The organism is Clostridioides sp. ES-S-0054-01, from assembly GCA_021561035.1.
GTDB lineage: Bacteria > Bacillota > Clostridia > Peptostreptococcales > Peptostreptococcaceae > Clostridioides.
The window spans coordinates 1,692,174-1,713,692 of sequence record CP067346.1; the positions used below are offsets into that span (position 1 = coordinate 1,692,174).

Below are 21,519 nucleotides of genomic sequence, written 5' to 3' on the forward strand. Positions count from 1 at the left end.
TAATATGGCAATAATACAAACAGCTATTCGAATTTTCGATGGAATTAAATTTTAAATATAAATATACATTAGGAATTGTTAATAGTAGTGAAAATACCTACTAAAGTGAAGATACTTATCTTTATGCTAATACAAAGAAGCTTAAAGCTTTTATCAGAATTAAAGAATCTAAAAGTATTATAAATAGTAAAACTTCTAATTTAGATACGAAGCTAGAGGAATTAAATAATGAACTGTTAAATGCTATATAAAATATCTAAAAGAATTAAAAAAGAGTGCAAAAGCACTCCAATTGTGAGAAATATATACATAAAATCATTATTACAACAATGAAAAATGTACATATTAAGAGACATTTTGTATTTTTTTATGATAACACTTAATTTAAAATAAATGTTTATCATAGCAATAAAAAAGAAAAAGGGAGTACTTCATACTCCATTTGTCAAAAATATAAAACTTTTACATAAGATTATTATAACATAATTTATAAAAGTGTAAAGATATATAATAAATTTATAAAGATAAGGAAAATAAAAAAGATAAATCCTAAACAATGAGAATTATCTTTTTGGGTAAGAAAATTATTATCCTATTCTTAAAAAGCGTATCTAAACTGGATAATAATTTATTATCACTGTTTTCAATTCTTTTTCTCCTTGATTGTGATATGTATGCATTGATTTAGCTGAAAAACAAATAGAGTCATTTTCTTTAAGTTGATAAATAGAATCATTTACTTCTAATTTTAATTGACCTTCTATAATCATAATATATTCTTGTGATTTTTCGGAATGACCAACAGATGTATAACTATGACCTGCTTCTAGTTCCATTTGAAGTAACTCAAAGTTTCTAGTTGGTGTATTAGAATAATAACAATAAAGACGATAATCTTCATTTTCTGAAACTTGTACATTTATATCATTTTTTGAAACAATGAAAGTTTCGTTTTGAGGTTGGTCAAGTATTGCAGTATATGGAACATTTAGCCCACCTGCAATTTTCCAAATTGTATTTACTGTGGGATTTGAGTCACCTTTTTCAATTTGTGATAGCATGACTTTACTTACACCAGATAATTCAGCAAGTTGACCTAGACTTAAGTTACGCTCATTACGTAATCTATTTAGATTTTTAGCAATAATAGTATTAATACTCATATTAACTCCTTAAAATGTAAATTATTGACAAGTATAATTTACGAATGTATAATTTATTTAACGTTATTTATAATTTATGAATGTATAATATAATAAACGTTAAATATACTGTACGTCCGTAATATAGATTATACTCCATAAAGGGTTGTTTTTCAACGGATATATACGAATATATATTAAGGGGGAATTGTAATGCGTGTACTTAATAATGTTACAGAGGCTATAGGTAATACTCATATGTTGTGTTTATCTAAAATAGTGAATGAATTTGGAGTTGAAGGTAATATTTATGCAAAGATGGAATATTTAAATCCAGGATTTAGTAAAAAGGACCGTGTAGCATTACAAATAATTACAGAAGCAGAAAATTCAGGTTTATTAGTTCCAGGTCAAGCAGTTGTGGAATTGACAAGTGGTAATACAGGAACAGGATTAGCAATAGCTTGTGCATGTAAAGGATATAAATTTATAGCATGTATGTCAAAAGGAAATTCTATGGAAAGAGCAAGAATGATGAAAGCTTTAGGTGCAGAAGTAGTTCTTGTAGACCAAATGCCTAGTTCAGTTCATGGACAAGTATCTGGTGAAGATTTAGCACTTGTAGAAATTGAGGCTCAAAGAATAGCAAAAGAAAGAAATGCATTTAGAGCAGACCAATTTAATCTAGAAGCTTGTAATCATGCACATGAAAATTATACAGCAGAAGAAATGTGGGAACAATTAGATGGGAATATTGATGTATTCGTAGATTTTCTTGGAAGTGGTAGTACTTTTGCTGGATGTTCAAAAGCACTTAAAAAACATAACCCTTCTATTAAATGTTATGTAGTTGAACCTGAAACAGCAGCAATTTATTCAGGTAAAGAAATAACTGACCAAGGGCATAAAATACAAGGTGGCGGTTATTCTATGGATTTGCCACTAGTAGATAAAAAACTTATTGATGGATATATTCAAGTTACAGATGATGAAGCCACTGATGTAGCAAGAAAATTGGCTAAGCTAGAAGGTGTATTTGCAGGTTTTTCTTCTGGTGCAAATGTATGTGCAGCGATTAAGTTATTAAAAAGTACTGAAAAAGGAAAAAATATAGTTTTGACTCTTAATGACAGTGGTCTAAAGTATTTGAGTACTGATTTATATGAAGCGTTATAGTCATATTAGAACAATGATAGAATGGTTCTTAAATTAAATATATAGATTTAAATTATAAAAGGCATTTCAAGATGAGTTTTGAAAATTATAAATGAAATACTTTTTATCTTACAATGATAGAGTGTATAACTGCAATAATAAAAATATTGAAAAATGAATTTTAGCCACAGTAGGTTATATACATTGTAGTTATTGGATTAAGTTATGGAAAGTTAGAAAAAGTCATTATTATAGAGCAAGTTTATCTATTTATAGTTATGTTTAGAACGTGGTGAAATAGCTAGAACTTGTACAAAAGGTATGAATGAGAGAAATTCGTGTGAAAATCAATTTAAAAGAAAATTTAGGGGCTGTAGGCAAATTTATTTTTATACAAATCTACCTACAGTCTAATTTTATATTACAATATTGCAAAATCATACAAAGTAATATACTAGAGCTATTGCGTTGATGTAAACAGTTGCAAATTATAATGTTTTTATCTAACAGGTTTATATTCTATTTTAGATTCTTCTTCTGTTCTCTCGATTTTAAAAATAACAGGACGAAGACCATCATTACAAGAACATATAGCAACACCTTCTTTATCTATCCAATCTCCATAGTAAAATAATTCATTACTATGAGATAAAGCAAATACGTACTGATACATTGCTTTCCATGCTTCATCACATAATTTTTCGGGTTTAGCAAAATCTCCAAAAAATACTTCTCCGACTTTATGCATAGGGCATTTTCCAATACATTCACATCCATATTTATCTGCTAAGTCTTTGTGAAATGTAGTCTTTATCACTTCTATCTTACATTTTTTCATAGTAGTCTCATCTCCCTATATATTTATTTATATAAGTATATGTTTTATTTTATGTTTGAACAAGTACTTACTTTTAAGTAGAGTACTAACGTTTAGTATAGTGATTTTATTATATGAGGAAGATTAAATAAGCATGAAAGACTATAATACATCATATTTGACCAATATAATTTCTAGTTTATTTATATATGTTTTTCGGTTATTAAATAGGAAATAATTATAATTTTTTTAATATACTGAGTATTATTTCCTAAAATAGGTTTATATCAATTTCTATTTTGATAGATGGAATTCATAAATGATAATAAATAAAAAAATAGTATAATCAATTAATGAAACTTATAATAACCATTGATTCTTACTTATGTATAAAATTTAGCAATATCAACTGATGATAAAGGTAATATAATAATAAATAATCCAAAATTTTCTAAGTCAGTAAATTGATTAAAATACAATAGGAGATATAATGAATAAGTCAAATCAAAAATTATAGAAAAAATATTGTAATTTGAAAAATGTAAAAACAAGTATAAAATATGAAATAAACATACTTATAAATGTGACATAAGAAAAAAGTTAAAAGATTTATTTTAAATTATTAATCCTTTATATATTCAAAGATTTCTTCTATACTTACGTTGAATACATTGGCAATATCAAATGCTAATTTTAATGAAGGATTATATTTTCCGTTTTCTAAGTTACCTATAGTTTCTCTTCTTACTCCTACTAATGATGCAAGTTTCTCTTGGCTCATATTATACCTTGCTCTATATTCCTTAGTTCTTGAACGAATTATCATTATTCTAATCCTTTTCCTTCTTTATGCTGTAAGTATGCAAAGATTCCTATAAAACTAATCATTGCTACAGAAAAGCTAATTCCGAGTCCATTTTCTATATTAGAAATTTTATATGAAACAATGGATATAACCATAGATGCTGATAGTGATGTAAGTGTTAAGAAGAATGCTGGGGTTGCTGCTTTTCTTAAATTTTCTTTAAATAATTCATCTGGAATGATATTAAAGTATCTGAAAAAAATAAAAAACGCACAAAAGCTAATTGTATGTATTTCACCAGTATATAATATGCCAGCTATCCCCAGAAAACCTAAGAATCCTAGAAAACCAAGTTTATTTAGTTCTTTAAAATTTTTCATTAATAATTCCTCCCAATTATAAAATGTGATGTATTTTTAACTTCTTGTTAAGAATATATAACAAAATATAGTGATTATACAATATAAAAATTAAATTTTATATAAAATACTTTATAAATATTACTTATCTATGTAGAGAATAACATGAGTAGTTTTTACTATTAAAAAAATGCATAAAACTATAGCAGAGATTGTAACAATAAAACTAAAGAAAATTATCATACTAAAATATAAGGAATATTATAATTTTCTTAGATACACGCATAAATATATATTAAGGGTCTGTCTCAAAATAGAGAGATAAGTCTCTTTTTCATTGTTGAAATGATGAAAATATATTTGATTTAATACAAAAAAGAGTGCCTCATGAACTAAAAAGTTCATTTTGAGACAACCCCGTTTTTTTCAATATAAAGGTGTATTAAATTTTTTTATCAATAGGATGAACCTACTCTCCAAAGCTGTGCTTCTTTTAACAGAATATCAATCAGTTCCTGCTTCACGTCAGTATAATATATCGTCCAAAGTACTAACGCCTATGGCAATATCAATAATAGGTTTTGCATGAATTCTGCAAATAGAAGTGCTTCCAATATGCTGAATATCGAGGGCAACTTCGCCTAATAATTTTTTTAACAATATAATTATGTCTTCTGCTTTTTTATGCCATATCGTTTGATGAGGCACTAATCCAACTATACCTCGTTTTAATCCAAGCATTATATCACCTACCAAAATTTCGATTTGTTAACTTACATTTTATCCATCTAATGAAAATAATAGTCTTTCTTTTACTCTAAATTCAAACGCTAGTTCTGTCAAGTTATTCTATATACTTAAAGAGATTAATTAATAACATGAAAATTAGCAAATTACCTAAAGCAGAATTAAAAGTTACAAGATAAGTTTAGAAATTAGATATAATATCAACATCAAGAGAAATTGTTTTAAATAAATTGTAAATAGCTGAATTGATAAAAACAATAGATAAACATAAAGAAAATATAAGAATTTTGTCTAGTTATACGTTTTTATTGACCAGTTATGCAGTTGATATTGAATATTCTAAATATTGATGTTATTTTATAGATGGTTTAAACATACTAGGGGGATTTTATGTATGTGATTTGTATGAAGAGAATGTATAAAATAGTAAAAACTTAGAACTATACCTGATGAGATTTCAGAATGTATGTATAGAATGATTCTTATACATTAAGTTAGGTATTAAGTAATGTATAATTTATATTGGTTGATTTATTTTTATGGTATATGTTTTTAACTTATCCAATGAAAAAGTAAAGATGTACTCCCAATACATCTTTACTTTAACAGAAGTTATAGTTACTTATAAAGTACCAAAAAAATTATATATTTATTAAGGTAGATAAATCTAAAAAGGTTTTTCTAGAAAAATTTAAATTTAATTATATCTACTGACTAGCAATAAAACTTGATGTAAGCAGATTTCAACTGTAGTTTCTCCATATTCTGATATAAAATCATCTAACTGTGTATCTAAAAAATTACAATAATCATATGAACTACTGATATAAGCAGTTAATATATGTGTACATTTGTCTATTTCTCCAATAAACATATTATTCATCCCCCTAAAAAATTTAGTAAAAATTAAAAATTGTATTTTAATAACCAATTAACACAACTATAAATTTTTTTAGTATTAGCTTCTATAACTTAACTTTATAAAACTAAATATTCCTAGTTTTACCAATTTAGTTTTATTCTACAAGTATATAATACTAGAAGATGCTTTATTATTCAACATGCTTGTTTGAGAATAGAAAATATTCTAAAATTAGACTAGTTTTTAAAAAGAAAATTCAAGGATAAATAGATTTATATGTAACTATTTAAATTAAAGTTGTGTCATTGAACTAACTTCATTTAAATGAATAATTATAAAATAGTGTTAGATAAGGAATTATGTATAAAAGAACAAAAAAATTCACTTTACTATTTAGTAAAAATTTTCAAGATATATGTTATAAAAAATTCAAATAAGGTATTTGTAGACATTTAAGAGATATAAAGAATTTTTCATAATGATTCTTTATATTTTTTTTAGTATATTAAAGAATTTTATAATCTAACAAGACATGGAGAAATACATCTAAAATAAATATTATTAGTGACTATAAAAACATAAATAAGTTAATAAAATTGTTATCTGATAATCTTTCCACAATAAGTACAGTAAGTACCATTCTTTAAAAGTTCCATTTTTGAATCTAAACAATGATTACAGTTCGGACAACGATAAAATTTTCCGTCAATAAAAATACCTAAGAGGATAAAAATAATTGAAACTGTATAGTTTCCCATAAAGACAATAAATGCAGAGCAATAATAAACATACTTATAGATACTAAAAAACTTATTTTCAATTTTGTGTAAATATCTATATATCTCACATAATCACCAACTTATTTTAAAGTTACTCTTACTAATAAAAGTATACCAAACCTATTATAAAAAAGATAAACTAAAAGGTTACAATAAAAATAAGCATATTATAGATTACTTTATAAAAGTATCAAATTTAAAAAGGCATTTTTGATTAGTTTTTGACAAATAAAGCTTAAATTTTTGATTTATCAAAAATTTAAGCTTTATTTAAGGTTAGGATTATATTGATATAAGATTTGAGTTTTAATATGTATATGTAATCAAAATAACTTAGGAGGAGAAGTCTATTGGTAAATTGGGAAATAAAAAAATTGATTAAATCTAAAAGTATGTTTATATCTCTAGGGATACTAATTTTAATGCTGTTAATCAGTATCTTTATTAAACCTGTTTTAGAAACAGAGAATTATTATATAGATAAAGATGGAAGGTATATAGAAGATATAAGAAGTGATAGTGATATAGGTAATGAAAAGTTTCAAAATAAGATTAATCTTTTAAAACAATTTTCAAATCAAACAGGTACAGATGAATTTTCTGAAAGCATTAAATCAATGTCAAAGAACAAACTTAATAATCTAAATGTAAATGAATATAAAGATATTAATTTCTGGAAAGTATTTAATTATAGAACTACAAATGCACTTATAAATGTAGGGATGTTAATCATTATAGCTATAATTATATCAAATATTTATATAGATGAAGTAGTTTCTTCAGTAAGAGATATCATACTATCATCAAAAGAGAAAGAAAAAGCCTTAAGGTCTAAAATAATTGTTGCTTTATTAGTTCCATTAATAATTTATTCTGTTTATTTAATTGGAATATTCATCATAACTTGTATACAGCAAGGGATGCCAATTAATGGAGATTTAGAACCTTTTAGAGTAGTAGACAATATAGCTACATTGAAAACTAATTCAAGTATAACAACTTATGTAATATCAAATATAGGTATAGAGCTTTTAATTTTTGAGGGATGGGCTATGATAGCTATATTATGCTCATTTATAAGTAAATCCTCAATATCATCAATAAGTTTTTTTATATTTTTTATAGCTGCAACTAAGATAATGTCAGTAATTCATATATTACCTAAAAAATTAATTTCAGTCATTTCTACTGTAAATTATTATGATTTGATATTTGGTTTTAATAAAATAATAGGAAACTATCTAGGTAAGATTATGATATTTAAAGTAAATATAGATATTGTAAATCTATCAATAGGACTTTTGATAACAATATTTATAGGTGCTATGTCATTATGTTTTTTAGTAATAAAGTCAGATTATATGAGTAAATAAAGGAGAGTTAAGATGAATAAGTTAGAAATAAAAAATCTTTCAAAGATATATGGTAAAAAAGCAGTGAATGATAAGATTACAATAACTTTAGAAAATGGAGTTTATGGTCTTTTAGGACCAAATGGAGCAGGAAAATCCACTTTAATGAAACAAATAACGACGTTGATAAAACCTGACTGTGGTCAAATTCTCTATAATGGTAAAGATGTATTTAAAATGGATGATGATTATAGAAACATTTTAGGATATCTACCACAAGAATTTGGAGTTTATAAAAACTTTACAGCAAAACAATTTTTACAGTATATAGGAGCATTAAAAGGTTTAAAGGGAAATGATTTAAATAGTAGGATAGATGAATTATTAGAATTAGTAGGACTCTATGATGTAAGAAATAAGACTATAGGAAAATTTTCTGGAGGTATGAAGAGGAGAGTTGGTATAGCACAAGTTTTATTAAACGACCCTAAGATAATAGTACTTGATGAGCCAACAGCAGGTCTTGACCCACAAGAAAGAGCTAGATTTAGGAATTTAATAGCAAAAATATCTAGAGATAAGATAATAATACTTTCTACTCATATAATCTCAGATATAGAATCAGTTGCAAAAGAAACCATAATGATTAAAAATGGAAAACTTCTAGTGAAAGGAACACATAGAGAAATATTAAACTATATGGAAAATAAAGTATATAATATTAAAGTTAAAAATGAGTGTGAAATTGATAAGATTCAATCTAAGTACAAGGTTATAAGTATTCAAAGTGATGTTGATTCAATAGTACTTAGAATTGTTGCAGATAATATTCCAACAGAAACTAATACACAACCAGTGCAAGCAAAATTTGAAGATGTATATATGTTTTATTTCGATTTGGAAGATACAAGGGAGGTATAGTAGAAATGATATATTTAGTTAAAGCTGAAATGATAAAAATATTAAAATCAAGGAGTGTTTGGATAATTTGGCTATTTTTACTATTTTTTGGCTTTCTTCTGATTAGAAAGTTTGATGTTTTGGATACTTATGCAGACATATTTTACAAGATAGAAGGCTCCATACCTCTAATAGGCTTGATAATGTTTATAATAACTTCTGGAAGTTACACTAAAGAATATGATTCTAATATGACTGGTTTAATAAATACAACTAAAAATGGAAAGAAATCAGCAGTGTTATCAAAAATAGTAGCTAATGGTTTAATTTTATCCATTATTAATATTTCATTTATATTATTAGTAGGAATTAGAGGGTTTAGTTTTTTTGACTTTAAAAATTTAAATGAATCAATTCAGAACTTATGGTACTTTAGAGATAGTAATTTAAATCTTACAGTGATACAAATGTATATAATTGTTATCTTAACTACTATTTTTGCTTCTTTTATATTTGCACAAATAGGTTTAACATTTTCATCTATATTTAAATCTGCTATAATTCCATTTATATTAGGTGGATTGATAATGGCAGTTCCATACTTTAGTGTAGGTTTTATACCAGATAAAGCTATAAAATTTATGTCATTAACTCCAAATTGGATTATGATGAGTCAACAAATCGTTAGGTATAACGTACCAAGTACTTTGATAGGTTTTTCTATACTAATCTCAATGATATTAATGATAGTATTAACTAAAATAACATATAAAAATTTTACATCAAGCAAAAGGTTTTAACTAAAAATAATACTAATATTATCTATACCTTAGTTTAATTTAAAATAAGATAAAAGAATTTTAGATAAAATATATGCTAATATATAGGTAAATTATTATAGGAGGTTATTTATGGAAAATTGTGTTTTGATAATAGATGACGAGGTAGAGATATTAAAACTTTTAGAAACTGTCTTAAAAAAAGAGGGTCTTAAAAACATATATACTGCAAAAACTAGAAAAGAAGGATTAGAAGTATTTAAAAATATCAATCCTGATTTGATTATATTGGATATTATGTTGCCAGATGGCGAAGGTTATGATATTTGTAAAGAAATAAGAAAAACCTCCAATTCTCCAATAATATTTTTATCAGCTAAAACTGAAGAATTAGATAAATTACTCGGACTAGCGATTGGAGGAGATGATTATGTCACAAAACCTTTTAGCCCTAAGGAAGTAGCTTTTAGGGTTAAAGCTCATTTGAGACGATTAAGTTATTTTAGTGATGCTCAAAATGAAAGTACAGATTTAGATGACAATGAAGAAAATATTATATCGTTTGGACCATATATATTGAATGAAAGTAGAGCAGAGCTTATAAAAGATGGAAAGTCTATAGCATTATCTGCAAAGGAACTAAAAATACTATCTTTATTTGCGCATAATCAAAATCAAATTATAAGTAAAGAAAAACTATGGGATAAAGTGTGGGGAGAGGATTATGTTGGATTTGACAATACTATAATGGTTCATATAAGAAAAATTAGGGAAAAATTAGAGGATAATCCTTCAAAGCCTGAATATATTCTGACAATAAAAGGTCTTGGATATAAATTAGCAGTAAAGGAAGATTAGAATATGAAATGGAAGATTACTAGAAACTTTATATTTACAATTGTGTTTGTAGTTATATCAGTAGTAATTATAAATATTATATCTATACTGTATGTGATTTCAACTGACAGTTTTTTTAAAGTTGTAGATTCTAAAAATAATCCTGAAGAATTTGCACGTTCCTTTGAAAAAGATTTATACGAAAAAGATGGAGAACTTAAACTATCTAAAATTGGAATTGATAAATTAGAAAAATCAAATTCATGGATACAGGTTTTAAATGATTCAGGAGAGGAAGTTTATGGAGTAAATGTTCCAAAGGAAACTCCAAAAAAATATACACCCTTCCAAATGGTCAATAATTACAAGTATATAGAAACAAAGTATGCTAATTTTGTCTTAGAAAAATATTTAAACAAAAAACATCTAAATATAATAGTTGGTATGCCTAGTAGAGATACATCAAGAATAATTTTAACTTATTCCAAAAGTAGTATTAAAGAAACTTTAAATAAAACTATCATTATAACATTAGTAATTGATGGCATGGTTGCCTTAGGTGTAGGATACTTATTTAGTAGAAAACTGACAAAGCCAATATCAAGTGTACTATGGAGTATTGAGACTATGGCTAATGGAAATTATAGTTTATATCTCAAAGACAGAGGTATATATGAAGAAGTTTTTAAAAATATAAACATGTTAGCTGATACTTTAAGAATAAATGAAGATGAGAGAAAAGAAAATGAAGAATTGAGAGAGGAATGGCTGGCAAATATAACACATGATATAAAAACGCCTCTAGCATCTATACAAGGGTATGCAGAGATAATCAATGATAAAGATTATGAGTTTGCAGAAGATGAGGTACGAGAGTATACAGAAATTATATATAATAAGTCTAGGTATATAAAAGATTTAGTTGATGACTTAAATTTATCTACTCGATTAAAAAATAATACTATAGTTTTGAACAAGAAAAAAATAAATTTAGTCAGTTTAGTTAGAAATATAATAATTGATATTTTAAATGACAATAGATATAAAAATAGGAATATTGAATTTGAAAGCAATGAAGATTTAATTGAAGTATGTGTAGATTCAATCTTATTCAGAAGAGCTATAACCAATCTTATATTTAATTCAATAGTTCATAATAACGAAGGAACTTTTATAAAGGTAGAAATTGCAAAAAAAGATAATATAGAAATTATAATAAAAGATAGTGGAGTTGGAATAAGCAAAAATGATTTGAAACATATTTTTGAAAAATACTATAGAGGTACTAATACAGGTGAGTTGCATAAAGGCTCGGGTCTTGGTATGGCTATTTCTAAAGAAATAATAGAGATTCATAAAGGTAAAATTTATGTAAGTAGTGAAATTGGAATAGGAACAGAAATTATTATAGAAATAAATCAAAATTAGGATATATAATATGGATTTTTTTAAAAAAGGTATAAGTGGGTTTACTATATATATTGTATATCTTAGGAATATACTTAATAAATGGGCTTTTGATTGTAAGTAATGTTTAATACAAAGCGAGGCTTGTCCTAGGTCAATTAAACCCGTCGTTTGGATAGCATTATATAGTAAAATTATGAGCAGAAATTCAGTTATTGTATATAAACAACATTAGAATGTAGTATTATAACTTATTTAGAAGTATATAATGGAATATGTGATTTAGCTATTAGTGGAATAATAAAACAGAGGTTTGATATAAAATTCAATACCTCTGTTTTATTACTTTTTATCCCATATCTATGCTTATTTTATTTATAAATTAGTGATTTTATTTTAATTAATACTACTGCATTTTTATTATTTATTTTATAAAATTAGTCATAACTTTTTCTTCGTATTGTGGTTCTTTAATTCCAGCTTTTTTACCAGCTGAGATACACTTAAGAAGCCATGCCATATTTTCTCCTAGAGTTCGCATAGTTTGCAATCCTTCTTCATCCTTCATAACATCTTCTGGTGTAAAGCCATGTACCTGATTCCAATACTGTGATGATACAATAGGCATATTGCTGATTGAAAAATATTTATTTAATTGGTCAAATGTTGCAGTTGCACCACCACGTCTACAGGATACAATTGAAGCACCTAGTTTTGTAGCCATACGACTTCCAGCTATGAAAAATAGACGGTCAAGAAATGAAGTTAACTGACCAGTTGCACTAGAAAAATAAACAGGAGAACCAACAATAATACCATCAATATTATCAAGCTCTTCAACCAATTCGTTAACTTTGTCATTCCAAATACATTTTCCAGTTTCAAAACAGGATGAGCAACTAGTACATCCTGGTATTGCTTCTTTACCTAAATACAATATTTCTGTTTCAATATCATGTTTACTCAATACTTTAGTAATCTCATTTAGTGCTGTATAAGTACATCCATATTGGTTTGGGCTACCGTTTATCAATAAAACTTTCATTATAAATTTCCTCCAATGAACTTTATTTAATAGATTTTCTAAGATACATTATTTTTTATAAAGCAGGATTTCCATGAATACCATCAATTTGTATACCAATATTTAATCTTGGAATCCTATTTAAAATAATTTTTTTACCTATATGACACACCTCCTATTATAAAATTGACTTTCAATTATTCTTACACTATAATTTTATTATAAATTATTCTAAAAACAAGTACGCACATTTTTGTTCAATACTAACCAAAAGGAGAGTGTAATACATGGGTATAGATTGTATTTCAAATACAGATTTAAGTGAAACAGGATTTAGTTATACACTTTCACTGATTAGTGGCAAGTATAAAATGATAATTCTCTACTGTCTTGTAGAGTTTGAAGTTGTCAGATATAATGCATTAAAGCGTTATATAAATACTATCTCCTATAAAACTTTGAGTCTATCATTAAAAGAATTAGAAGCAGATAACTTGATTATTCGTACTGAATATCCTCAAATACCTCCTAAGGTAGAATATAGTTTATCAGAAAGGGGAAAATCTCTGATTCCAATTTTAGATGCAATGTGTGAGTGGGGAGAGAAGAATAGACCTTAACTTTATATCTGTATACCATAAAAAGACTGTGAGTAAGATTGTTTAAATAATCTACTCACAGTCTATATTTAAATAAATAATTTTTATTTGTAATTTATAGAAATGCTCAAAAAATTATTATGAAATTTCACCACCAATTTCTTTTATATCTTCTTTGTATATGACACAAGCTTCTATAGCTAATTCTAAACCTTTGACTATTTCTTCTAAAGACATGAATGGTGTGTTCTTTTTGTCTATTATTTGTGAAGTCATATATGGAATGTGTATAAATCCTCCCCTTAGGTTAGGATATTTTTTGTCTATCATATAAAGAATTCCATACATCACGTGATTACAGACAAATGTACCTGCAGTGTTTGAAACACTAGCTGGAATTTTATTTTCATTCATATGTTTTACCATAGCTTTTATAGGTAATTTTGAAAAATATGCAGGTTCACCATCTTCTTTTATAACAGTATCTATAACCTGATTGCCTTCATTATCTTTTATTCTAAAATCATCTACATTTATAGCAACTCTCTCAGGTGTAATGTCAAATCTACCTCCAGCTTGTCCAACTGATATTACTATATCTGGATTGTGTTTTTGGATAGCTTTATCTATAGCTTCAACAGATTTTGTCATAACTGTTGGTATGGTTATTTTTACGATTTCTGCACCATTTATATTATCACTTACCCTTTCAACTGCTTCTTGAGCTGGGTTTATTGGTTCTCCACCAAATGGGTCAAATCCTGTTAACAAAATTTTCATTATTTTACCTCCTAATTATATTAAAATCCTAAAAAGTACATTACTAATATATGGGCTATAATTAACACCAAAGCAACTGGTGCTTGATATTTTATAACAATATAATCATTTTTACATTCTAGTAAGGCTGCTGGAACTATATTAAAATTAGCAGCCATTGGAGTAAGTAGAGTGCCACAATATCCTGCTGTTAATGCTAATGCTCCAATTATAGCAGGATTTCCGCCTTGAGACAATACAAAAGGAATTCCAATTCCTGCCGTTATGACTGAAAATGCAGCAAATGCATTTCCCATTATCATGGTAAATATAACCATTCCCAATACATAAGCTATAACACCAAATAATCTGTTATCAGCAGGGACTACTCCAGATATCATAGTTGAAATAACTTCACCCACTCCAGCTTGAGTAAACAAAGCACCTAATGCAACTAAAAGTTGTGGTAGCATACTAGCAGGTCCCATTTGTTGAAGTAATCTTGAACCATCTTGAACTGATGTGGCAGGTTTTGCTTTGGTTATTATAAGAGCTGATATTAATGCGATTACTGAACCTACACCTATTGCAAACTGTGAAGAATTGTCAAAATTAGAAAGGCTCATAGCTACTACTACTGCAGCAAATGCTAATATTAAAGATGGTATAAATATTTTGTTTTTAAGTTTATCTGCATGTTCTTTTCCAAAATTCTCATCTGGTTCTTCATGCTTTGCAAATACAACTTGTTTAGAAAGTGTTAATAAGCTAGATAATATTAGTATTATTCCGATTATATTGGCTGGAATCAATCTACCCAATATGAATGGTAGTGATATAAGTATCCAAAATAATGATGTACCATATTTCTTATTGTTATTTATGGTAGTAAAAGACCTATATGCTATGACAATCATTAAAAATCCCATTAATGCGTAAAAGATTTCTAATGAAATGTTTATAAAATTTTGCATTTTTATTCCTCCTAAATAAATCTATTTTTTATGACTCTTATTTAATTTTTTATCATATAAGGTAAACTGGATTGTAGCTACTACAAGTGCTATTACTGCCATAATAGTGTTAGCTTTTACAATATTAAGACCAGTTACATTGTAGCCAAATTGAGTCAGAGTAGAAGCTATAAGCAATACTCCACTACTACCTGCAAATAGGTTTTGTCCATAAAAGTTTCCATAATTTTCTGATGCAGCAGATAATGCTTTTATAGTTTCTTCATCAGATTCTTTTAGTTCGTCACTGTTACTTAAACCAGCGGCTTGAGCCATAGGATTAACAAGTGGTCTTACAAACTGAGGATGACCACTCATTCTAATTGATAAAGCACCAGCTATTTGTCTAGCTATCATGTATATAGTAAGTACTTTTCCTGTTGTGAGTCTCTTTAATTTTTCTATTAGAGAAACAGCTCTTTGTTTCAATCCATATCTTTCTAATATACCGATTACTGGCAATGTCAATATGAATAATGATACACCTCTGTTTGAGACAAAAGAGTCTCCTAATATTGTAAAAATTTGATTAAAATCTAACCCTGCAACAATTCCTGTTGCTATTCCTGCTAATAATACAGTAAATAATGTGTCGGTTTTAAGTATGAAGCCAATTACGACTATCAATATACCAATTAGTTTTATCATAAATTATTCTCCTTCCATTTCTCTATATTTTTAACTTAAATTCACTCAATAGATAAAATTAAACTCTTTTTATAGTATTTGCGTTAATAGGACTATTATTATAAAATTTAAGAAAATTAGAGAAGATATTTTTAAATATCAAAATAAATAAAAGTTAAGCAAATGAATTTAGATAAGAATGATTATATTTTAAACTAATATGAATTGATTTTATAAGTACATAATTTAAATGCTAAGGTATATTTGAAATAGTAGTTTTAAATTAGATATTAGATTATAAAAAGCCGTAATCAGACTTGAGTTGATTACAGCTTTTTCATTATAAATTAATAAAATGTATGCTAATGAATTAGTTTGTATTTTGTTAAAAGTAATAAAACTTTAATAAATATTAAAGACTATTTTTGATAATATTACTCAGAAAATAAAAAGCGTTTATTATAAAAATAAGTAATTTTATTTTAGTTATTAAAATTTATTAAAAAATCGTCTATTTTATCCTGTGATATTCTAAAGTTATCATAATTACCTTTTGTAACAGATTTCATGATAAGTTTATCTAGAAAGTTCATTTTTTCTAATCGAGCTTCGCCACCAAAAATCCCAATCGCATTTGCACTCTCTAACAAAGATGATGGAAAATTTGATTTTAAATATTTATCTGATTGTTCAGAAAAGCCACAACAAATGAAGATACCAACTTGTTTTTTGTTTAATAATTCTATATTATCGTTACATAGTACACGGATTTTTTTTGAAACTAAACCAGCATATATGGAACTCCCAATAATAATTGCATCAAATTCTGATAATTCAATTTTAGTATTATTATCATTAATATCAACAATAGTAACATTATCTGATAGTTTATTTTTTAGTATATTTGCACAGTCTTTTGTACAACCATATTTACTTGAATATATAATAATAGTATTCATATTTATTCTCCTTTTCGTAAAGCATTTTCTACGGCTTTTCGTATAGTATCACTACTATAAGTTGCAGAGGTTATAGCATCTACCTCTAAAGATTGTTGCTTAATAATATCTTTTATGATTTTTTCAGCAGGTTTACCTAAAAGAGTGTCGTGTTCTAGTATTCTAATATTTTGGATTCTAGCATCATTAACTTCAACAGATACAGTAGCTTTTACCAGTTTACTATCAGCACTTCCAGTATAAATACCGTCTTTCACATTGACAAGATTTATATTTTTAACTACTAACTTTTCTGGCTTTAAGTTGCTTGCAATTAAAATAATAATGCATATAAATACAAAACATAGAAGCATTGCTATTTTCAAAATTTTTGAAGATTTTTTCTTTTTACTATAAGTTTCATTATGAGTTTTCATTGTAAAGTCCTCCCACCAAAATATCTAAGAAATTTTCTATAATTTGAGTAAAATTATGTAAAGAATACAACTGATTTTCAACAATACATAAAACAAATCCTAATATTGCACTTATAAGCATCCATGAAGTTTTATCTATATTTTGTTTAAATATTCCTTGTTTAATCCCAGTGGAAAGAAGTTCATCAAGCATTTTTATACCATTATTACTAGGGGTACCATTTGTATTTTCAGATGCAAATAAAAAATTCATTTTACTATGCATAATAGCTTTTGACATCTCTGGTTCACTAGAAAGAGTTTTTATAAAGTTAGTCATAATTTCTATGATTTGCTTATCTATTGGTAGAGATGAATAGTTATGCATAAGATTAATAGTATTGCTTTCTATTTTGTTGTAAAGTTTATTGGTCATATCGCTGATAATCTCTGCTTTGTCTTTATAGTAAAGATAAATTGTAGTTGGAGAATAATCTATTTTTGTAGCAATTTTTCTTATTGATAAATTTTCATATCCATGTTGATTAATAATTTCGATACTAGCATCCATAATTTTTTTCTTCATTTCTGCTTTTTCATTTTTACGTCTTTCTTTAATACTCATATAATCACCCCTTTACTTAACAGTGTTAATTTAATTGACATTGTTATTATATGCTTTAATTTTAATGTTGTCAATAAACTATTATAATATAAGTTAATATATTTTTATAGATAATAAATTAAGGTTATTAATTGTAATATTTGAGATATTGTTGTATAATAATAATCGGTTTAAACGTGCCACATTTTGCTAAAGTTAGTTCTTAGTCTTAAACAAACTTTAATAAAATACATCAAAATATGATAAATTCTTTTATACTATAAAATTTATTTTGTAGTTGTCAAATCAGATGTTTAAAAATTTTTTGCTAATCTATAATAAAGAGCCGAAAACTATAATTTAACATCTGTACTTGTTCGAGAACTCCAAGTATAAAAAACTAAGGAATTATATAGTGGCAGTATATAATTAATACCCTTAGACACACCTTTTTGAAAGTGGAAAAAAGATGTGTAGTTCTCCTCGACCACAAATCAAGGAGGATAAAAAATGGAAAAGAGAAAAGTAATAATTGATTGTGACCCGGGAATTGATGATTCTTTGGCAATCCTTCTGGCTTTAAACTCACCAGAGCTAGAAGTACTTGGAATTACCACATGCTGTGGAAATGTTCCAGCAAATATAGGTGCAGAAAATGCACTAAAAACACTTCAAATGTGTTCTTCACTAGATATCCCAGTATATATAGGAGAAGAAGCACCACTAAAAAGAAAACTTGTAACAGCTCAAGATACACATGGAGAAGATGGTATTGGAGAAAATTTTTATCAAAAGGTGATAGAAGCTAAGGCAAAAAATGGAGCAGTAGATTTTATAATAAATACTTTACATAATCATGAAAAAGTATCAATAATAGCACTTGCACCACTTACAAATATAGCTAAAGCACTTATGAAAGATAAAAAAGCATTTGAAAATCTCGATGAATTTGTATCTATGGGAGGGGCATTTAGAATTCATGGAAATTGCTCTCCAGTAGCAGAATTTAACTATTGGGTAGACCCACATGGAGCAGATTATGTTTACAAGAATTTATCTAAAAAAATTCACATGGTATGTTTAGACGTAACTAGAAAAATTGTACTTACTCCTAATATTATTGAGTTTATAAATAGACTTGATAAAAAAATAGCAAAGTATATAACTGAAATAACTAGATTCTATATTGATTTTCATTGGGAACAGGAGGGAATAATTGGTTGTGTGATAAATGACCCTCTAGCAGTAGCATATTTTATAGATAGAAGTATATGTAAAGGGTTTGAATCATATGTAGAAATTGTGGAAGATGGAATAGCTATGGGTCAGTCTATAGTGGATTCTTTCGATTTCTATAAAAAAAATCCTAATGCAATTGTTCTAGATGAAGTTGATGAGAAGAAGTTTATGTACATGTTTCTAAAGAGGCTTTTTAAAGGTTATGAAGACACTATAGATTCTGTGGAAGGAGTGATATAGTGTGAAAAGAAAGATATGTGTAAAAACTATTACACTTATAGCTTTTGGTATTTCTATAAATATAATAGGTGCTTTTATAGCTATGGGATTAAGATTACCTATATACTTAGACTCAATAGGAACTATAATGATAGCCTCACTTTTAGGACCTAAATACGCTGTCATTACAGGTGTGTTTGGAAGTCTAATAAGTGGAATTACGTTTGATGTGTATTCTCTCTATTTTGCACCAGTTCAAATATCAACGGGATTACTTGCTGGAATAGCATTTAAAAAGAATTTTTTAAATGGTTTAAAAACTCCTTTAGGAGTGCTACTATTTGCTATTCCAACATCTATAATAAGTTCAATAATTTCAGCTTTTTTGTTTGGAGGTATTACATCATCAGGTTCTTCTTACATAGTACAAATCTTGAAAGTATTAGGGTTAGGAGATGTTTTTAGTGTATTTGTAACCCAGGTATTTACTGACTATGCAGATAAATTGGTAGCAGTTGTTTTGGTGAATTTAGGATTAAATGCAGTTCCAAAAACTATAAAAGTGTCATTGACTGAGGGAAGATAGGAGAAAAATGGATAGATACAGTGAGATAACAAATAAAAATCGAAGAGAAATTGTTTTGCTTAAAGGATTTCCTTGTATATGGGGAAAGTGTTCTTTTTGCGATTATATAGATGATAATTCTGATTTAGAAGAAGAGATGAATAAATTAAATCTGGAGGTTTTAAAAAACATAACTGGAAAATATGGAGTTCTTGAGGTCATAAATTCCGGTAGTTGTTTTGAACTACCTAAGGATACTTTAGAAAAAATAAAATGTATTATAAAAGAAAAGAATATAAAAAAATTATTTTTAGAAAGTCATTGGTCTTATAAAAACAGGCTTAAAGAAATGAGAGAGTATTTTGAAATTCCCATAATATTTAAAATTGGAGTTGAAACCTTTGACAATGATTTTAGAAATAATATTTTAAATAAAAATGCAAAATTTAAGACTCCACAAGATGTAAAAGACTATTTTGATTCACCTTGTATTATGGTTGGAATTAAAGGGCAAACAAAAGAGATGATAGATAAAGATATAGAGATTATCTTAAATACTTTTGAAAAAGCAACGGTGAATGTTTTTATAAATAATTCTTCTAGTATAAAAAGAGATGAAGAGTTAGTGAAATGGTTTATTAGTAAGTATAAATTTTTGGATGAAAATCCAAATATAGAAGTTTTATACAATAATACAGACTTTGGTGTAGGGGATTAGCATTAATTTAGTTTAAATTTTAAATTAAAAAATTTAGTTTGTTTTAAAAAAAGCTTCTGATATTTAGAAGCTTTTTTTTTAGAGTATTATGTTACAATAAGAAAAAAGGAATTAAGGAGTAAATAAATGATGATTAATAGGGTAAAATGGAATAAATTGGATTATAATGAATTTTTAGAATATATGAAGTCTATGCAAGATATCAAATATAGAGATTTTAACAAAAAGCTCATACCTGGGACAGAAAATATCATAGGTATTAGAATTCCCAATTTAAGAAAGTTATCAAAAGAAATAAGCAAAGGAAATTGGAAAGAATTTTTAGAAGTAGCAGAGGATACATACTATGAAGAAGTTGTACTACAAGGTATGATAATTGGCAATATAAATAGTAACTTTGAAGAAATTTTATACTATATAAAAAGATTTATATCTAAAATCAATAATTGGTCAGTTTGTGATGGATTTTGTTCTGGCTTAAAGTATACGAAGAAATATAATGAAAGCATGTATGATATACTTAAAAAATATGTTTATTCAGAGAATACATGGGAAATTAGATTTGCATTAGTTATGTTTTTAATATATTATGTTGATGATAAACATATTAAGGAAATATTTGAATGCTGTAATAATATACAAAGTGAAGAATATTATGTTAAAATGGGTATGGCATGGTTGCTATCAATTTGTTTTATTAAATATGAAGAAGAAACATTTCTATATATAAAAAACAATAATTTAGATGATTTTACTTATAATAAAACGCTACAAAAAATAATTGAATCAAATAGAGTAGATTTAGAAAAGAAGAATATAATAAGAAGTATGAAAAGAAAGACAAGAAGATATTGACG

Annotated in this window: 24 protein-coding genes and 1 riboswitch; of the genes, 11 read left to right on the forward strand and 13 right to left on the reverse strand. The window is 26.4% G+C overall.

All coding sequences use genetic code 11. The features are described 5' to 3' along the window. Positions 1–611: 611 nt before the first annotated feature. Complete coding sequence (locus tag JJC02_08125) at positions 612–1,163, reverse strand: helix-turn-helix transcriptional regulator (protein UDN56106.1); 552 nt, start codon at positions 1,161–1,163, stop codon at positions 612–614. A gap of 192 nt (positions 1,164–1,355) precedes the next feature. On the opposite strand from JJC02_08125, the gene JJC02_08130 reads away from it, so the two are divergent. Then, on the forward strand, positions 1,356–2,318 hold the full coding sequence (locus JJC02_08130) for a cysteine synthase family protein (GenBank protein UDN56107.1): 963 nt from the start codon (positions 1,356–1,358) through the stop codon (positions 2,316–2,318). Positions 2,319–2,796: 478 nt separating this feature from the next. On the opposite strand, the gene JJC02_08135 is transcribed toward JJC02_08130, so the two are convergent. The 5 genes from JJC02_08135 to JJC02_08155 all read right to left on the reverse strand — a co-directional run bounded on the left by JJC02_08135 (position 2,797) and on the right by JJC02_08155 (position 5,899). Then, the gene (locus tag JJC02_08135; GenBank protein UDN56108.1) at positions 2,797–3,135 is read right to left on the reverse strand and encodes a TIGR04076 family protein; all 339 of its coding nucleotides are present in this window, start codon (positions 3,133–3,135) and stop codon (positions 2,797–2,799) included. A 601-nt stretch (positions 3,136–3,736) separates the two neighbouring features. Then, positions 3,737–3,937, reverse strand: coding sequence for a helix-turn-helix transcriptional regulator (locus JJC02_08140; protein UDN56404.1), 201 nt, complete (start codon positions 3,935–3,937; stop codon positions 3,737–3,739). Positions 3,938–3,939: 2 nt separating this feature from the next. After that, the gene (locus tag JJC02_08145) at positions 3,940–4,299 is read right to left on the reverse strand and encodes a DUF3796 domain-containing protein (GenBank protein ID UDN56109.1); all 360 of its coding nucleotides are present in this window, start codon (positions 4,297–4,299) and stop codon (positions 3,940–3,942) included. A gap of 504 nt (positions 4,300–4,803) precedes the next feature. Continuing rightward, positions 4,804–5,019 (reverse strand): GrpB family protein, encoded by a 216-nt coding sequence (locus tag JJC02_08150; protein UDN56110.1) that lies wholly within the window; start codon positions 5,017–5,019, stop codon positions 4,804–4,806. Between the two features lie 703 nt (positions 5,020–5,722). Further along, positions 5,723–5,899 carry a hypothetical protein gene (locus JJC02_08155; GenBank protein ID UDN56111.1) on the reverse strand — a complete coding sequence of 59 codons (177 nt, stop codon included), beginning with the start codon at positions 5,897–5,899 and terminating at the stop codon, positions 5,723–5,725. Positions 5,900–7,016: 1,117 nt separating this feature from the next. On the opposite strand from JJC02_08155, the gene JJC02_08160 reads away from it, so the two are divergent. The 5 genes from JJC02_08160 (at position 7,017) to JJC02_08180 (ending at position 11,962) form a co-directional block, all read left to right on the forward strand. Beyond that, positions 7,017–8,039, forward strand: coding sequence for a hypothetical protein (locus JJC02_08160; protein UDN56112.1), 1,023 nt, complete (start codon positions 7,017–7,019; stop codon positions 8,037–8,039). A 12-nt stretch (positions 8,040–8,051) separates the two neighbouring features. Then, positions 8,052–8,939: an ABC transporter ATP-binding protein gene (locus JJC02_08165; protein UDN56113.1), complete on the forward strand. Its 888-nt coding sequence runs from the start codon at positions 8,052–8,054 to the stop codon at positions 8,937–8,939. A 5-nt stretch (positions 8,940–8,944) separates the two neighbouring features. Beyond that, on the forward strand, positions 8,945–9,718 hold the full coding sequence (locus tag JJC02_08170) for an ABC transporter permease (protein UDN56114.1): 774 nt from the start codon (positions 8,945–8,947) through the stop codon (positions 9,716–9,718). A gap of 111 nt (positions 9,719–9,829) precedes the next feature. Next, a complete protein-coding gene (locus tag JJC02_08175) occupies positions 9,830–10,555 on the forward strand; it encodes a response regulator transcription factor (GenBank protein UDN56115.1) in 726 nt (241 codons plus the stop codon). A 3-nt stretch (positions 10,556–10,558) separates the two neighbouring features. Beyond that, positions 10,559–11,962: a HAMP domain-containing histidine kinase gene (locus JJC02_08180; GenBank protein UDN56116.1), complete on the forward strand. Its 1,404-nt coding sequence runs from the start codon at positions 10,559–10,561 to the stop codon at positions 11,960–11,962. 403 nt (positions 11,963–12,365) lie between these two features. Here the strand turns inward: JJC02_08180 and JJC02_08185 are convergent, their stop codons facing one another. Continuing rightward, positions 12,366–12,986 carry a flavodoxin family protein gene (locus tag JJC02_08185; GenBank protein ID UDN56117.1) on the reverse strand — a complete coding sequence of 207 codons (621 nt, stop codon included), beginning with the start codon at positions 12,984–12,986 and terminating at the stop codon, positions 12,366–12,368. A gap of 266 nt (positions 12,987–13,252) precedes the next feature. On the opposite strand from JJC02_08185, the gene JJC02_08190 reads away from it, so the two are divergent. After that, entirely contained in the window at positions 13,253–13,585 is a 333-nt protein-coding gene (locus tag JJC02_08190; protein ID UDN56118.1) for a helix-turn-helix transcriptional regulator, read from the forward strand. A gap of 117 nt (positions 13,586–13,702) precedes the next feature. Here the strand turns inward: JJC02_08190 and pcp are convergent, their stop codons facing one another. From pcp to JJC02_08220, 6 genes are all read right to left on the reverse strand, one after another. Next, entirely contained in the window at positions 13,703–14,344 is a 642-nt protein-coding gene (gene pcp, locus JJC02_08195) for a pyroglutamyl-peptidase I (protein UDN56119.1), read from the reverse strand. 20 nt (positions 14,345–14,364) lie between these two features. Beyond that, entirely contained in the window at positions 14,365–15,297 is a 933-nt protein-coding gene (locus JJC02_08200) for a DUF979 domain-containing protein (GenBank protein ID UDN56120.1), read from the reverse strand. Between the two features lie 21 nt (positions 15,298–15,318). Then, complete coding sequence (locus JJC02_08205) at positions 15,319–15,984, reverse strand: DUF969 domain-containing protein (GenBank protein UDN56121.1); 666 nt, start codon at positions 15,982–15,984, stop codon at positions 15,319–15,321. Between the two features lie 461 nt (positions 15,985–16,445). Then, positions 16,446–16,922 (reverse strand): flavodoxin domain-containing protein, encoded by a 477-nt coding sequence (locus JJC02_08210; protein UDN56122.1) that lies wholly within the window; start codon positions 16,920–16,922, stop codon positions 16,446–16,448. A 2-nt stretch (positions 16,923–16,924) separates the two neighbouring features. Continuing rightward, positions 16,925–17,338: an FMN-binding protein gene (locus tag JJC02_08215; GenBank protein ID UDN56123.1), complete on the reverse strand. Its 414-nt coding sequence runs from the start codon at positions 17,336–17,338 to the stop codon at positions 16,925–16,927. Beyond that, positions 17,325–17,942: a TetR/AcrR family transcriptional regulator gene (locus tag JJC02_08220; GenBank protein ID UDN56124.1), complete on the reverse strand. Its 618-nt coding sequence runs from the start codon at positions 17,940–17,942 to the stop codon at positions 17,325–17,327. Before JJC02_08220 ends, JJC02_08215 begins: the two co-directional genes overlap by 14 nt. 345 nt (positions 17,943–18,287) lie before the next feature. Next, a riboswitch (PreQ1 riboswitch) is annotated at positions 18,288–18,331 on the forward strand. Positions 18,332–18,431: 100 nt separating this feature from the next. On the opposite strand from JJC02_08220, the gene JJC02_08225 reads away from it, so the two are divergent. The 4 genes from JJC02_08225 to JJC02_08240 all read left to right on the forward strand — a co-directional run bounded on the left by JJC02_08225 (position 18,432) and on the right by JJC02_08240 (position 21,517). Next, positions 18,432–19,400, forward strand: coding sequence for a nucleoside hydrolase (locus tag JJC02_08225; GenBank protein ID UDN56125.1), 969 nt, complete (start codon positions 18,432–18,434; stop codon positions 19,398–19,400). A 1-nt stretch (position 19,401) separates the two neighbouring features. Next, a complete protein-coding gene (locus JJC02_08230) occupies positions 19,402–19,965 on the forward strand; it encodes an ECF transporter S component (GenBank protein UDN56126.1) in 564 nt (187 codons plus the stop codon). Between the two features lie 7 nt (positions 19,966–19,972). After that, a complete protein-coding gene (locus JJC02_08235; protein UDN56127.1) occupies positions 19,973–20,662 on the forward strand; it encodes a radical SAM protein in 690 nt (229 codons plus the stop codon). 126 nt (positions 20,663–20,788) lie between these two features. After that, entirely contained in the window at positions 20,789–21,517 is a 729-nt protein-coding gene (locus tag JJC02_08240) for a DNA alkylation repair protein (protein ID UDN56128.1), read from the forward strand. Positions 21,518–21,519: the final 2 nt, after the last annotated feature.